12 protein-coding genes are annotated in these 13,709 nt (G+C 77.8%); 5 read left to right on the top strand and 7 right to left on the bottom strand.

What is annotated here, in order from left to right; all coding sequences use genetic code 11:
• Positions 1 to 101 precede the first annotated feature (101 nt).
• Positions 102 to 794, bottom strand: coding sequence for a demethylmenaquinone methyltransferase (locus tag CCE01nite_RS01670; protein ID WP_141371889.1), 693 nt, complete (start codon positions 792 to 794; stop codon positions 102 to 104).
• Between the two features lie 51 nt (positions 795 to 845).
• Here CCE01nite_RS01670 and CCE01nite_RS01675 point away from each other — a divergent pair, with 51 nt between their 5' ends.
• The 3 genes from CCE01nite_RS01675 (at position 846) to CCE01nite_RS01685 (ending at position 3,602) form a co-directional block, all read left to right on the top strand.
• Positions 846 to 2,246 (top strand): isochorismate synthase, encoded by a 1,401-nt coding sequence (locus CCE01nite_RS01675; RefSeq protein ID WP_141371890.1) that lies wholly within the window; start codon positions 846 to 848, stop codon positions 2,244 to 2,246.
• A gap of 166 nt (positions 2,247 to 2,412) precedes the next feature.
• Complete coding sequence (locus CCE01nite_RS01680) at positions 2,413 to 3,096, top strand: TetR/AcrR family transcriptional regulator (protein ID WP_170223924.1); 684 nt, start codon at positions 2,413 to 2,415, stop codon at positions 3,094 to 3,096.
• Positions 3,093 to 3,602 carry an SRPBCC domain-containing protein gene (locus tag CCE01nite_RS01685; protein ID WP_141371892.1) on the top strand — a complete coding sequence of 170 codons (510 nt, stop codon included), beginning with the start codon at positions 3,093 to 3,095 and terminating at the stop codon, positions 3,600 to 3,602. Before CCE01nite_RS01680 ends, CCE01nite_RS01685 begins: the two co-directional genes overlap by 4 nt.
• 260 nt (positions 3,603 to 3,862) lie before the next feature.
• Here the strand turns inward: CCE01nite_RS01685 and CCE01nite_RS01690 are convergent, their stop codons facing one another.
• The 3 genes from CCE01nite_RS01690 to CCE01nite_RS01700 all read right to left on the bottom strand — a co-directional run bounded on the left by CCE01nite_RS01690 (position 3,863) and on the right by CCE01nite_RS01700 (position 8,567).
• Positions 3,863 to 5,689 carry a S1C family serine protease gene (locus CCE01nite_RS01690; protein ID WP_141371893.1) on the bottom strand — a complete coding sequence of 609 codons (1,827 nt, stop codon included), beginning with the start codon at positions 5,687 to 5,689 and terminating at the stop codon, positions 3,863 to 3,865.
• 152 nt (positions 5,690 to 5,841) lie between these two features.
• Complete coding sequence (menD, locus tag CCE01nite_RS01695) at positions 5,842 to 7,614, bottom strand: 2-succinyl-5-enolpyruvyl-6-hydroxy-3-cyclohexene-1-carboxylic-acid synthase (protein WP_141371894.1); 1,773 nt, start codon at positions 7,612 to 7,614, stop codon at positions 5,842 to 5,844.
• Complete coding sequence (locus CCE01nite_RS01700) at positions 7,611 to 8,567, bottom strand: o-succinylbenzoate synthase (protein WP_141371895.1); 957 nt, start codon at positions 8,565 to 8,567, stop codon at positions 7,611 to 7,613. The genes menD and CCE01nite_RS01700 overlap by 4 nt, the downstream gene beginning before the upstream one ends.
• Positions 8,568 to 8,600: 33 nt before the next feature.
• On the opposite strand from CCE01nite_RS01700, the gene CCE01nite_RS01705 reads away from it, so the two are divergent.
• Positions 8,601 to 9,572 carry a 1,4-dihydroxy-2-naphthoyl-CoA synthase gene (locus tag CCE01nite_RS01705; protein ID WP_141371896.1) on the top strand — a complete coding sequence of 324 codons (972 nt, stop codon included), beginning with the start codon at positions 8,601 to 8,603 and terminating at the stop codon, positions 9,570 to 9,572.
• 22 nt (positions 9,573 to 9,594) lie between these two features.
• Here CCE01nite_RS01705 and CCE01nite_RS21130 read toward each other — a convergent pair whose 3' ends face one another.
• The 3 genes from CCE01nite_RS21130 to CCE01nite_RS01715 form a co-directional block, all read right to left on the bottom strand.
• Positions 9,595 to 9,759, bottom strand: coding sequence for a hypothetical protein (locus CCE01nite_RS21130; RefSeq protein ID WP_170223925.1), 165 nt, complete (start codon positions 9,757 to 9,759; stop codon positions 9,595 to 9,597).
• Between the two features lie 242 nt (positions 9,760 to 10,001).
• Positions 10,002 to 11,123, bottom strand: coding sequence for a DUF3048 domain-containing protein (locus CCE01nite_RS01710; RefSeq protein ID WP_246056269.1), 1,122 nt, complete (start codon positions 11,121 to 11,123; stop codon positions 10,002 to 10,004).
• A 25-nt stretch (positions 11,124 to 11,148) separates the two neighbouring features.
• Positions 11,149 to 12,231 carry a DUF3048 domain-containing protein gene (locus tag CCE01nite_RS01715; protein WP_141371897.1) on the bottom strand — a complete coding sequence of 361 codons (1,083 nt, stop codon included), beginning with the start codon at positions 12,229 to 12,231 and terminating at the stop codon, positions 11,149 to 11,151.
• Between the two features lie 71 nt (positions 12,232 to 12,302).
• Here CCE01nite_RS01715 and menE point away from each other — a divergent pair, with 71 nt between their 5' ends.
• Positions 12,303 to 13,559 carry an o-succinylbenzoate--CoA ligase gene (gene menE / locus CCE01nite_RS01720; RefSeq protein ID WP_281282361.1) on the top strand — a complete coding sequence of 419 codons (1,257 nt, stop codon included), beginning with the start codon at positions 12,303 to 12,305 and terminating at the stop codon, positions 13,557 to 13,559.
• Positions 13,560 to 13,709 lie beyond the last annotated feature (150 nt).

Here is a 13,709-nt window from a genome sequence, read left to right on the forward strand (position 1 = left end):
CGTGCACGGCGCGCGCACGGCGCGTGCACGACCCCGTCACGCGGGCGCGGGGCCCGGGGACGTGGGACGGCCACGCGTCGAGCGGTGCCGGGCGGCGGGGGTCAGGGGCGCGTCGCGCGGTGCAGCGCCACGACCCCGCCGGTGAGGTTCCGGTAGGCGACCCGGTCCCAGCCGGCGCGGCGCAGCGTGCGCCCGAGCTCCTTCTGGTCGGGCCACGCGCGGATCGACTCCGCGAGGTACACGTACGCGTCGGGCTCCTTCGAGACCGCGCGCGCGACCGGCGGCAGGGCCCGCATGAGGTACTCGGTGTACACCGTCCGGAACGGCTTGAGCGTGGGCGTCGAGAACTCGCACACGACGAGCCGCCCGCCCGGGCGCGTGACGCGCAGCATCTCCGCGAGCGCACCCTCGGTGTCCACGACGTTGCGCAGCCCGAACGAGATCGTCACGGCGTCGAACGACGCGTCCGCGAACGGCAGCTGCGTCGCGTTGCCGGCCACGAAGCCGAGGTCGGGCCGCCGGCGCTTGCCGACCGAGAGCATCCCGAAGGACAGGTCGCACGGCACGACGCGCACGCCCGCGTCCGCGAGCGGCTCGCTCGACGTGCCGGTGCCCGCCGCGAGGTCGAGGACGGTCTCCCCCGGCTGGGCGGCCACCGCCGCGAGGGTCGCGCGGCGCCAGGCCCGGTCCTGCCCGAGCGAGATGACGTCGTTCGTCAGGTCGTAGCGGCGCGCGACGGCGTCGAACATCGTCGCGACGTCGCGGGGGTCCTTGTCGAGGCTGGCGCGGGGCATGTGGCCATCGTCTCAGGAGATCCACATGCTGCGGACCGTACCCTGAAGGCGATGACCAGCAGCCTGCCCGACGCCGTCCCGCACCCGCTCGTCGTGCGCACGGTCCCCCTCGACGGGCTCGAGGAGCTCGGCCGGGCACGGCGCGGCGGGGGGCTCGCCGACGACCCCGACGACCACGGCAGCCGGGCGGCGACCCCGGACCCGCGGGACCTCATCGACCTGCTGCCCGCCGACGCGCCGCTCGCCTGGGTCCGCCGCGGCGACGGGCTCGTCGCGTGGGGCGAGGCCCTGCGGTTCGAGGTCGCCGGTGCGACGCGGTTCGCCGACGCCGAGGCCGCGTGGCGCGACGTCCTGGCGCAGGCGATCGTGCGCGACGAGGTCGGGGTGCCCGGCACCGGGCCGGTCGCGTTCGGGTCCTTCGCGTTCGACGACGGCTCCCCCGCGGGCGGCGTCGTCGTCGTCCCGCGCGTCGTGGTGGGGCGCCGCGGCGGGCATGCCTGGCTCACGACGATCGAGTCCGGCGGGCGCCTGCGCCCGGCCCCCTCCCTCGACGAGCTCGTGGGCGACCTCGAGCCCGCGCCGTCGCCCGGAGCGGTCGAGTACGGCGACGGCGCCGTGCCGGCCGAGCCGTGGAAGGACGTCGTGGCGCGCGCGGTCGCTGCGATCCGCGCCGGCGAGGTCGACAAGACCGTGCTCGCGCGCGACGTGTGCGCACGCACCGAGCACCCCATCGACGTGCGGTGGCCGCTCGGGCGGCTCGCCGAGCGGTACCCGTCGTGCTGGACGTTCTCGGTCGACGGCATGATCGGCGCGACCCCCGAGCTGCTCGTCCGCTCCGAGAAGGGGCTCGTGACCTCGCGCGTGCTGGCCGGGACGATCCGCCGCACCGGGGACGACGCCGCCGACCTCGGCCGCGCCGCGATCCTGGCGCACTCGTCGAAGGACCTCGAGGAGCACGAGTACGCGGTCGCGTCCGTCGGGCACGCGCTCGAGCCGTTCTGCTCGTCGATCAACGTGCCCGACGTGCCGTTCGTGCTGCACCTGCCCAACGTGCTGCACCTCGCGAGCGACGTGACCGGCGTCCTCGTCGGGGGCGCGGAGGCCTCCGCGGAGCACCCCACGAGCCTCGCGCTCGCCGCGGCGCTGCACCCGACCGCCGCGGTGTGCGGTACGCCGACGTCCGCCGCCCGCGAGCTCATCGCGCGGATCGAGGGCATGGACCGTGCGCGCTACGCCGGCCCGGTCGGGTGGTTCGGCGGCGACGGCGACGGCGAGTGGGGCATCGCGCTGCGGTCCGCGGCGCTCGACCCCGAGGACCCGCGCCGGATCCGGCTGTTCGCGGGTTGCGGCATCGTCGCCGCGTCCGACCCGGCGGCCGAGCTCGCGGAGTCCGAGGCGAAGCTCGTGCCGATGCGCGACGCGCTCGCGTCGACCGGGACACCGACGGCCTGACGCTCCCGCGGCAGTGCCCCTGGCGGGGCGTGGCGTCTCGTCGTCGCCGTTTCGATACCGCCGTTGCGTAACGCCGCACGCACCTCCTAGCCTCGGTGGCGGCGGACGCCCACCCGGACGTGCGCGACGACGGGAGCCGCGGATGGGCCGACCACGGGACGCCGGGGTGGAGCGCCGCGCTCTCGACGCCGCCGCGCGCGTGCTCGCGGACCACGGGCACGGCGCGCTGACGGTCGACGCGGTCGCCGCGCGCACCGGGATCGCGAAGACGACGCTCTACCGCCGGTGGCCGACGCGCGCGCACCTGCTCGCCACCGTCGCGCACGCCGCCCTCGCCCCGCCGTCGACCGGCGCCACGGACGACCTCGCCGCCGACCTCCGCGGCGCGCTCGGGACGCTCGCGACCGCACTCGGCCGGGCGAGCCACGCCGGGCTGCTCGCGGAGGTCGTCGCCGCCTCGGCCCACCATCCCGACCTGCGCGCCGCGCTGCACGCCCTGGGCGAGGTCCGGCGCGCCGCGACGCGGGACCGGCTGGCGCGCGCCGTGGCCGACGGGCGGCTCGCCCCCGGCACCGACGTCGAGCTCGTCCTCGACCAGCTCCTCGGCCCGGTGTACCTGCACGTGCTCGTCGTCGGCGACACCCCGACGCCCGACTACGTGCGCCGGCTCGTCGACGCGGTGCTGGCCGGGGCGGGGCACCCCGGTGGCGCGCGCTCCGGTCGCGGGGGCTCGGGTCGCGGGGACGTCGGTCACGAGGACTCGGGTCGAGGGAGCTCGGGTCGCGGGCTCCACAGCGACGGCCCGGCGGGCACGCCGCCGGCGGACACCACCTCGGAGGGCTCGCCGTGAACCCGTTCGCCTGCACCCTGCACGCCGAGCTCGACGTCGACGCCTCCGCCGAGGAGGTCTGGGCGGTGCTCGTCGACCACGCCGCCTACCCGCGCTGGAACCCCGTCGTCGTGCGTGTGCGCGGCGAGCTGCGCGTCGGGGCGCGCGCCGTCGAGACCGTGCGCACGGACCGCGGCCGGGAGCTGACGTTCCGGTCACGGGTGCTCGTCGTCGACCGGCCGCACGAGCTCGTCCGGCGCGGGCGCCTGCTGCTCCCCGGGGTGTTCACGGGGGTGCACCGCTACCGGCTCGACGCCCGCGGCGGCGGCGTGCGGGTCGTACAGAGCGAGCGCCTGACCGGCGTGCTCGTGCCGTTCCTGCGCCGGCGGCTGACGACGCAGAGCCAGGCGCAGTTCCGGGCGGTCAACGCGGCCCTCGCGCGACGCGTCGCGGAGCTGCGGGGCGCGGCGACGGATCCTGAGCCACACGTCGAGCAGCGAGCAGTCCCGGCGCCGCGCGCCGAGTAGCAGCCGGGAATCGCAGTCGCGCCTCCGGTGGCGCCGGCGTCGGAGTACGCGTGTCGGGCGGGGGCCGGCCATCGGCGTCGCGCGTCGGGTGGAGACCGGCGTCGCAGCCGCGCCTCGGGTGGGTTGTGAGTCGGCAGGGGCGGTCGGGGACGACGGACGGCCGGTGCCCGAGGGCACCGGCCGTCCGCGTAGGGCGGGACCAGCAGGGGGTCCGGTCCCGCCCCGGTCCGGGCGCGCGGGGATGCGCGACGGGGGTCCCGTCAGCCGTTCCCCTGGCCGCCGCCCTGGCCCTGCTGCTGCTGCTGGAACCACTCCCAGAGCTCCTCGGGCGTCATGTCCTCGCTGTTCTCGGGGAGCTGCGGCTGCTGGCCCTGGCCCTGGCTCGTGGTGGTCTCCTCACGCGCCGCGAGCGTCACCTCGACCTCGCGGGCCTGGTCGCCGCGCACGACCGTGAGCGTCGCCTCCTGGCCCGCGGCGCGCTCGCGCACGTACGCGGTCAGGGACTCGGCGCCCGCGACCGGGCGTCCGTCGATCGCCACGATGACGTCCTCCGCGGCCAGGTCGGCCTCGGCGGCGGGCGAGCCCGACGTCACCTCCTGGACGACCGCGCCGCGGCGGGTCACGCCGTCGGCCGTCGCGGTGCCGTCGCTCAGCGACACCCCGAGGAACGCGTGCTCCGCGGTGCCGTCCTCGACGAGCTGCGCGGCGATCTGCTTCGCCAGGTTGACCGGGATCGCGAACCCGAGGCCGATCGAGCCCGACTGGCTCGACAGCGTCGCGATCGACGACGTGATGCCGATGACGCGGCCCTGCGCGTCGAACAGCGGGCCGCCCGAGTTCCCCGGGTTGACCGCGGCGTCGATCTGGATCGCGTTGGTCACGACCGTGTCGCTGCCGCCCTGCTCGGAGGTCGAGACGGGACGGTCGAGCGCCGAGACGATGCCGGTCGTCGCCGTGTTCGCGAGGCCGAGCGGGTTGCCGACCGCGAGGACCGCCTCGCCGACCGTCACGTCGTCCGAGTCGCCGAGCGCCGCGGGCGTCAGGTCCTCCGGGGCGTCGTCGAGGCGGATGACCGCGAGGTCCGTGGTCGGGTCCGTGCCGACGATCGACGCCGCGAAGATCCGGCCGTCCGAGAGCGTGACGCGGACCTGCCCCTCGCCGGCGCCCGCGACGACGTGGTTGTTCGTCACGATGTTGCCGTCGTCGTCGATGATCACGCCCGAACCCTGCGAGCCACCCTGCTGCGTGCTGACCTCGATCGCGACGACCGACTCCTGGACGGCCGCGATGACGGCCTCCCAGTCCGGGTCGTCGGCGTCCGAGCCCTCGACCGGGACCTCGGCGTTCTGCGCCTGGCCGATCGACGTGAGCGACGCCGGCGTCGACGCGTCGTCGTCGTCGAGCGCGTCCGAGACGCCGATCGTCGTGAGCGTCGCGACGAGCGCCGCGGCCACGGCGGCGCCGGCGACGGGGAGCCAGAACGGCCGCCCGCGCTCGCGGGTCGCGACCGGGCCGTGCGGCCCGGCGGGGCCACCGGGGCCGGCCGGGCCGCCGTGCTGACCGGGCACGCCGTGCTGCGCCTCGTGCGCGGCGCGCAGGTCGGCGGGCGCGGCGGGGTGCGGGGGCAGGAACGGGTTGGTGCGGTGCGGGGCCTGGCCCTGCGCCGGGCCGGCCCCGGCGGGGTAGCCGGCACCGGGGTGTCCGACGCCCGGCTGGCCGGCACCGGGGTGGCCGGCGCCGGGCTGGCCGGCGCCCGGGACGTGGCCCGCGCCCGCCGGCTGCGGGTGCTGCGGGGCCGCAGCGGCGGGCAGCGCCTGCGTGACCGGGTGCGGCTGCGGAGCGGGGTGCGCGGGGGCCGTGGCCGGGAGCGGCTGGGTCTCGGCGTGCGGCGGCGTGGCGGGGAGCAACTGCGTCGGCGCCTCGTGCGGGCCGGGCTCGGGGCGCGCGATCGGCTGCGTGGCCGCGACCTGCGGGTGCGCGTCACCGTGCGGGTCGGTGGTCGGTGCGGGGCGCTGCTCGCCCTGCACCGGGGTGGGCCGGTCCTCGGGGCTCGGTGCGCCCGGGACGTCGGGGGTGCTGCTGCTCATGGTTCGTCCTCCTTCTCCTCCACCATGAGACCCCGCAGCCCTGTGCGCACGCTCGGGTGTTCCTGGGAGTTCGCTGCGAGTCGGCAGGCACCGCACGGGCGGTGAAGGAGGGGCGCGTCTCCCGCGGACGACGGCGACGTCCCGCCCGCGGGTCAGCCCAGCGTGCGGTCGAGCGCGTCCCGGACCTCGGACTCGATGCGCTCGCCGAGCGCCCGGCGACCGGCCCGGTCGACGCGCACCTCGACGACGCTGAGCCCCCGCCCGGGCGCCGCGAGCGCCGGCGCGAGGCCCTCGACGTCGCTCACGCGCGTGTGCCGGACCCCGTACGCCGCGCACAGGGCCGAGAGGTCGGCGCCGTGCGGGGTCGCGAAGACGCGCTCGAACACCGCGGCGTGCTCGGGTGCGCCGTGCTCGAGGGTCGCGAAGATCGAGCCGCCGTCGTCGTTCGCGACCACGACCTGCAGGTCGGCGGTGGGCTCGAGCGGGCCGCGCAGCAGCCCGCCCGCGTCGTGCAGGAAGGTCAGGTCGCCGACGAGCGCCCGCACGCGCCGCTCAGGCAGGCCGAGCGCGACCCCGATCGCGGTCGAGACGGTCCCGTCGATGCCCGCGAGCCCGCGGTTGGCGAGCACGAGCGCCGGCACGTCCCACCCGGCCATGAGGTCGAGGTCGCGCACCGGGTTGCTCGACCCGACCACGAGCACGTCGCGCTGCTGGGTCGCCCGCACGACCTCGCGCGCGAGCACGGGCCCGGTCACGCGCGTGCCGCTGCGGGACGGCGCGGTGCGCGGGCCCGGGTCGAGCACCGAGTCGATCACGGCGGCGGCGGTCTTGCCCGCGGCGCGCCAGGCGTCGAGCCACCCGGGCGGGCCCGCGCGGCCGATCAGCGCCGCGGGGACCTCGGTGTGCACGTGGGTCGCGGAGCGCCCGGCGTCGGGCCAGTCGCGCCCGTGCGGGGCGACGACGACGAGCTCGACGTCGTCGCGGGCGAGCAGGCGGGCGACCGGGCGGGACAGCGTCGGGCGCCCGAGGACGACCGCGCGCCGCACCTGCCCGCCGAGCGCGGGGTGCCCGAGCAGGAGCCGGTAGGCGGGGACGGCGTGCGCGCTGCCGAGCGCCCCGGACGACGGCTCCGCCAGCAGCGGCCAGTCGTTGGCCTCGGCGAGCAGGCGGGCGTGCGGGCCGGCCCCGTCCCCCGCGACGACGACCGTCGGGACGTCGTCGCGCCGCAGGTCGTCGGGCCCGGCGGCCACGAACGGGGCGGCCGAGCGCGCCGTCACGCGAACGAGCCCGTCCTCGGCCGGTGCGGGCCACGGTTGGGCGCCGGGCCCGAGCGGCTCCCGGTAGGCGAGGTCGAGGTGCACCGGGCCGGGGTCGGCGGTGCGGGCGCCGACCGCGGCGGCGAGCGCGCGCGAGACCACGTGGCGCAGGTCGCGGGCCTCGCCGGGGCGCCCGGTCGGGGCGGGCACGTCGGCGGCGAAGCGGACCGCCGCGCCGAACAGGCCGACCTGCTCGGTCGTCTGGTTGGCGCCCGTGCCGCGCAGCTCGTGCGGGCGGTCGGCGGTCACGAGCACGAGCGGGAGCCCGGCGTGCGCGGCCTCGAGCGCCGCGGGGTGCAGGTTCGCGGCCGCGGTCCCCGACGTCGTGACCACGGCGACCGGGCGCACGTCGCCCTGGGCGACCGCGGCCTTCGCCAGGCCGAGCGCGAGGAACGCGGCGGTGCGCTCGTCGATCCGCACGTGCAGCCGCAGCGCGGGCGCACCCGCGGGCCGCTCGCCGTCGGGCAGGGCCGCGTCGGCCAGCGCGTACGCGAGCGGCGCGCTGCGCGAGCCGGGGCAGAGCACGACGTCCCGCACGCCGAGCGCCGCGAACGCCTGCAGGAGCACGCGCGCCGACGCCGTCGCCGGGTGCGTGCTCGGGGTCGTCACCGTCCCACCGTAGACCGGGCCTCGACCTCCGCGAGGCGGGCGGACCAGCGGGCGTGCACGTCGTCGGGCGCGCGCACCGCGTCGAGCGCGGCCGGGTCGACGTCGACCCGGCGGACCTCGATCTGCCCGTCGACGGGCAGCAGCGGTGCGGTCGTGACGTCGGCGGTGAGCAGCTGGGCGGTGGCGAGGCCGCACGCGTACGGCAGGCGCGGGAGCGCCGCGGCGAGCGCGAGGCCGGCGGCGAGCCCGACCGAGCTCTCGAGCGCCGACGAGACGACGACCGGCAGCCCGGTCTCCTCCGCGAGCGCCAGGCACGCCCGCACGCCGCCGAGCGGCTGCACCTTGAGCACCGCGATGTCGGCGGCGCGGGCGCGCACGACCGCCATGGGGTCCGCCGCGCGGCGGATCGACTCGTCGGCGGCGATCGGCAGGTCGACCCCACGGCGCACCGCGGCGAGGCCCTCGACCGTCGGGACCGGCTGCTCGGCGTACTCCAGGCCGCCCGCCGCGCGGTCGAGCACCCGCAGCCGCGCGACCGCCGTCTCGACGTCCCAGCCGCCGTTGGCGTCCACCCGGATCGCGCCGCCGGGCCCGAGCGCGTCGCGGACCGCCTCGAGCCGCTCGATCTCCTGCGCCAGGGTCTGGCCGCGCTCGGCGACCTTGACCTTGGCGGTGCGGCACCCGCCCGACGAGGTCACGATGCGGTGGGCCGCCGGCCCGTCGACGGCCGGGACCGTGACGTTGACCGGGACGTGCGTGCGCACCGGGTCGGGCCAGCCCTCGTCGGCGGCCTCGCGCGCGGCGCGCAGCCACGCGACCGACTCGTCGGCGTCGTAGTCCCAGAACGGGCTGAACTCGCCCCACCCGGCCGCGCCCCGCAGCAGCACGCCGTCGCGCACGTCGAGGCCGCGGAAGCGCGTGCGCAGCGGCACGGAGTACACGTCGAGGGTCACGCCCTCACCTTATTTGCCGCCTACGCTGGCCCGGTGAGCGAGCTCCCCGCGCAGGTGTCCGAGACGTTCGACCCGACCCGCTGGCGCACCGTCGCCGGGTTCGAGGACCTCACGGACCTCACCTATCACCGCGGCGTGGCGCGTCCCTCCCCCGACGCGGGACCGGGCGCCGCCGAGCGGGACCTGCCCGTCGTGCGCGTCGCGTTCGACCGGCCCGAGGTCCGCAACGCGTTCCGCCCGCACACCGTCGACGAGCTCTACCGGGTGCTCGACCACGCCCGGATGTCGTCCGACGTCGGCACGGTCCTGCTGACCGGCAACGGCCCGAGCCCCAAGGACGGCGGCTGGGCGTTCTGCTCGGGCGGCGACCAGCGCATCCGCGGCCGCGACGGCTACCGGTACACCGGCGACCCCGACGCGCAGACCGCCGACGCGATCGACCCGGCGCGGGCCGGGCGCCTGCACATCCTCGAGGTCCAGCGACTGATCCGGACGATGCCCAAGGTCGTCGTCGCGGTCGTCGGCGGCTGGGCGGCCGGCGGCGGGCACTCGCTGCACGTCGTCGCGGACCTGACGATCGCCTCGCGCGAGCACGCGCGGTTCATGCAGACCGACGCGAACGTCGGGTCGTTCGACGGGGGCTACGGCTCGGCGCTGCTCGCGCGCCAGGTCGGCCAGAAGCGGGCGCGGGAGATCTTCTTCCTCGCGCGGGAGTACTCGGCTCAGGAGGCGTACGACTGGGGGTCGGTGAACGACGTCGTCGACCACGCGGACCTCGAGGACGCGGCGCTCGAGTACGCGCGGATCGTCGCGACCAAGTCGCCGCAGGCGATCCGCATGCTCAAGTTCGCGTTCAACCTCGCGGACGACGGGCTCGCCGGGCAGCAGGTCTTCGCGGGCGAGGCCACGCGCCTGGCCTACATGACCGACGAGGCCGTCGAGGGCCGCGACGCGTTCCTGCAGCGCCGGGACCCGGACTGGTCGGGCTTCGGGTACGCGTACTGACGGGTCGCGCGGGCTCCGGCGCTCAGCTGCCGGAGAACGCCCAGACGGCGACCTGGACGACCTGCGCGACGGCGTAGGACGCGCCGACGAGCAGCGCGGTCAGGATGGTGACGGACGCGAGGACGGCGCCCAGGGAGTGCGCGCGGTCGGCACGCTCCTCGGCGCTCTCGGACGTGATCGTGGTCATGGCACCCAGCCTGGCCGCGCGGCCCCGGCGGCGGCATCGGCCCACGGGACCGGCGTCGTCGCCCACGGTCCACCGCCGGGAGCACAACCTTTCCGCCCCCGGTCATCCCGCGGGTTGAGGCCGTCCGGGGGACGCCCGCACGTGAGGGCGCGGCGGCGGGCCGGGCGCCCGTGCGCCACCCGACGCCGGCGCCCACTCACGGCGGCGCTCCAGCCGACCGCCGGGCGACGCACCGCAGCGGGTCAGCCGACGGCGAGGCTCCCGGACCCGGCCGGCACGAGCTCGACCCAGGTGTTCCCCGGCGCGAGCGTCGCGGGCGACCCGTCGGGCAGGAACAGGCGCATCGGCTGGTCGTCGGCGTCCTTCTGCCAGCGCGCCTGCACGATCTTGCCGCCCGACGCGACGACGGCGTCCCCCGAGCCGACCAGGGTGTAGGTGGGCACCGCGGCCCCGCCCTGCGCACCGAATCCCGTCGCCGGGTGGTCCGCGGTGATCGCCACGACGTTGGTCGCCGCGAGGCGCGCGCCGCTCGCGGACACCGACGGGGTGCTGCCCTCGGAGCGCAGCCACGAGGTGCCGTCCCACGACCAGGACGGGCTCGACGCGGCCGAGAGCCGGAACGCGAGCGTGCTGACGGGCGTCCCGGCGACGACCGCGGCCGCACGGTCGAGCGAGCGGGCGAACTCGAACTGCTCGGCGGGCGCCGCCTGGTGGCCGGCGTCGGCGAGCCGCCAGAACGTCTCCGGGCTGCCGTACACGTTGTGCGGCGCCGAGCGGCCCCGGATGCGGTACATCCCCTCGACGCCCGCGTCGTGGCTCAGCGTCTGCACACCGCTCGCGGCGACGAGATCGAGGATGCCGGGCTGGCCGCCGGAGAACGCGAGCAGGCCGCGCAGGGGCGCGGTCACGGGCGGGTCCATGGGCCGGACCGAGCGGATGGGCCCGACCTCGCCCGGTACCTGCGAGTGGTACACCGCGATGAGCCGCGAGACGTCGAACTCGACGATGGTCTCCCAGACCACGTCGGCCTGCTCGAGCCCGCTCTGCGGCCGCGCGACCGCGGTGTTCTCGATCTTGACCGCGAGGGCGGGCCGCGCGGCGGGCTCCCCCGGCAGACCCGTCAGCGGCCAGGTCGGCGGCACGACCGGAGCGGGTGCGGCGGCCTTGGCGGGGTCGATCGTCGGGCTGATCGTCACGGTCTCGGGCGCCGGCGCCACCGCCTCGGGCGCGCTGCACGCCGCGAGCGCGAGCACGGCGCCGGCGAGCGCCGCCGTGACCCGGGCCGCACGCGCGCGCCCGCCCGTGGCCCGCCGCGGCGCACCCGTCCGTCCGCTCAGCACCATGTCGTCCCCCTCGTCGTCCACGTCCTGCTCCCCGTCCGCCGACGGCTCAGCCGACGGTCACCGCTCCGGTGCCGTTCGGCACGAGCTCGACCCACGTCGCCCCCGGCGCGAGCCGCACGTCCGTGCCGTCCGCGGCGACGAGCGTGAGCGGCGCGTCCGTCGAGGCCTTGGTCCACGTCGCTGCGAGCGTCTTCCCGCCCGTCGCGACGAGCGCCTCGCCCGAGCCGACCAGCTTGGTCTCGGGGACCGGGCTGCCCGCCGGGTCGACCGTCCCGGACGCCACGAGGTCCACCCGGAGCGTCACGACGTTCGTCGCCGCGAGCCGCGAGCCCGACGCCGACGTGGCCGGCGTCCCGGACTCCGAGCGCAGCCACGTGCCGTCGGCCGCGCTCCACTCCCACGACGGCCTCGAGTACGTGGACATCGTCACGGCGACCTGCGCCGCGGGAGCGCCCGCCACGGCGGCGGTCGCGAGCTCGGGGCGGCGGGCGAAGTGGAACTGCTCGGGCGGGGACGCCGCGTGCCCGGCGTCGGCCTGGGCGAGGAACGCCGCCGGGTCGCCGAAGACGTTGTGCGGCGCGGTGCGGCCCTTGGTCCGGTAGAAGCCGTCGTTGCCGGCGTCGTGGCTCACGGTCTGCAGGCCGGCCGCGGACAGCGCCTCGACGAAGCCCGGCTGGCCGCCCGAGAACGCGATCACGCCGTGCAGCGGAGCGACGATCGCGGGGTCCATCGGGCGCACCGAGCGGATGGGGCCGACCTCGGTCGGGACCTGCGAGTGGAACACCGCGACGAACCGGGTCACGCCGCCCTCGACGACCTGCTCCCAGACGACGTCCGCCTGGTCGAGGCCCGTCTGCGGGCGGACCTCCTTGGGGTTCTCGATCTTGACCGCCAGCGCCGGGCGCTCGACGGGCTCGCCCGACGCGACGCCCGTGAGCACCCAGCGCGGCGGGACGACGGGCGCGGGCGCGGCGTGCTTCGCGGGGGTGATCACCGGCGGGAGCGTCACGGGCGGCTCCGTCGGGCCGTCCCCGCCGCCCGAGCACGCACCGAGGAGCGCGACGAGCCCGAGGGCGACGGCGTGCGTGCGCGTGCGCCGGGAGGGGCGCGGGGGCGCGGGCGTGGGCACGGGCGAGCTCCTTCGGTCCCGGGAGGGCGGCCGGGTCGGCCACACTCTACGGTCCCCCCTACGCTGGCCCGGTGAGCCGTCCGGTCCGCTGCGTGCCCGTGTCGTCCGGTCCCGGCAGCACCTCCCGCACCGCGCCCGTGGCGGGCGACCCGGTGCATGACCTCCTCGCGGCGCTCGGCGCGGCGCTCGACGGGACGGGCCCCGCGGTGCTCCCCGTGCCGGCGGACGAGCCCCTCCCCGCGCAGCCCGGCGACGTGCCCGACGACGTCGCGCTCGTCGTGCGGACCTCGGGCTCGACGGGCACCCCGCGCGACGTGCTGCTCCCCGCGGCGGCGCTGCGGGCCTCGGGCGAGGCCACCGCGGCGCGGCTCGGCGGGCACGGCCGCTGGCTGCTCGCGCTCCCGCCGGTGCACGTCGCGGGGGTGCAGGTGCTGGTGCGGTCGCTGCTCGCGGGGACCGCGCCGGTCGTGCTGGCACCCGGGCCGTTCCGCGCGGAGGCGTTCACGCGCGCGGTCGGGGAGCTCGACGCGCCGGGCACGCCGGTCCGCCGCTACACCTCGCTCGTGCCGACCCAGCTGCACCGGCTGCTCGGCTCCCCCGGCGCGCTCGACGCGCTGCGCACGTTCGACGCCGTGCTCGTGGGCGGCGCGGCGACCGCGGCCCGGCTGCTCGCGGACGCCCGGGCGGCGGGCGTGCGGGTCGTGACGACCTACGGGATGTCGGAGAGCTGCGGCGGCTGCGTGTACGACGGCGTGCCGCTCGACAGCGTCTCCGTCGACCTCGACGCGACCGGGCGCGTGCTGCTCGCGGGGCCGGTGCTCGCGGCCGGGTACCGCGACCGGCCCGACCTCGACGCCGAGGCGTTCGTCGTGCGCGACGGGCGCCGGTGGCTGCGCACGGGGGACCTCGGCGAGCTCGTGCCGTCGTCGGCGGACCGGGCGGACGGCCGGGACCCGCCGGCCGGCCCTCCTGTGCTGCGGGTGCTGCGGGTGCTCGGGCGAGCCGACGACGTGCTCGTGACCGGCGGCGCCAAGGTCGCGCCGGCGGCCGTCGAGCGCGTGGTCGGGGCACTCGACGGCGTCGCGGACGTGTGCGTCGTCGGGCTGCCCGACGCCGAGTGGGGGCAGTCGGTGACCGCGGTGCTCGTCCTGCACGACGGCGCCCGCGCCCCCGCGCCCGAGGACGTGCGGACCGCCGTCGCGCGTAGCCTGGGGCACGCCGCGGCGCCGCGGGCCGTCGTCGTGGTCGACTCCCTGCCGCTGCGCGGACCAGGCAAGCCCGACCGTGCGGCGGTCGCCCAGCTGGCCGCGGACCGGCTCGGTCGCTGACCCGCTCCGGGGACCCCCGCCGCCGGACGGTCGACGGCTGCCGCACCCCGGCACCGCGCGTCCGGCACGACCCCGCACCACCGCAGTGTCCGCACCACCGCAGCCCGCACCACCGCAGTGCCCGCACCGACCGCAGTGCCCGCACGACAG

The sequence above is a fragment of the Cellulomonas cellasea genome, from assembly GCF_006538745.1.
In the GTDB taxonomy this organism is placed as follows: domain Bacteria; phylum Actinomycetota; class Actinomycetes; order Actinomycetales; family Cellulomonadaceae; genus Cellulomonas_A; species Cellulomonas_A cellasea.

Coding starts and splice junctions, on each gene's coding strand:
- CCE01nite_RS01670 (WP_141371889.1), bottom strand. CDS start 794: ATGCCCCGCGCCAGCCTCGACAAGGACCCCCGCGACGTCGCGACGATG.
- CCE01nite_RS01675 (WP_141371890.1), top strand. CDS start 846: ATGACCAGCAGCCTGCCCGACGCCGTCCCGCACCCGCTCGTCGTGCGC.
- CCE01nite_RS01690 (WP_141371893.1), bottom strand. CDS start 5,689: ATGAGCAGCAGCACCCCCGACGTCCCGGGCGCACCGAGCCCCGAGGAC.
- CCE01nite_RS21130 (WP_170223925.1), bottom strand. CDS start 9,759: ATGACCACGATCACGTCCGAGAGCGCCGAGGAGCGTGCCGACCGCGCG.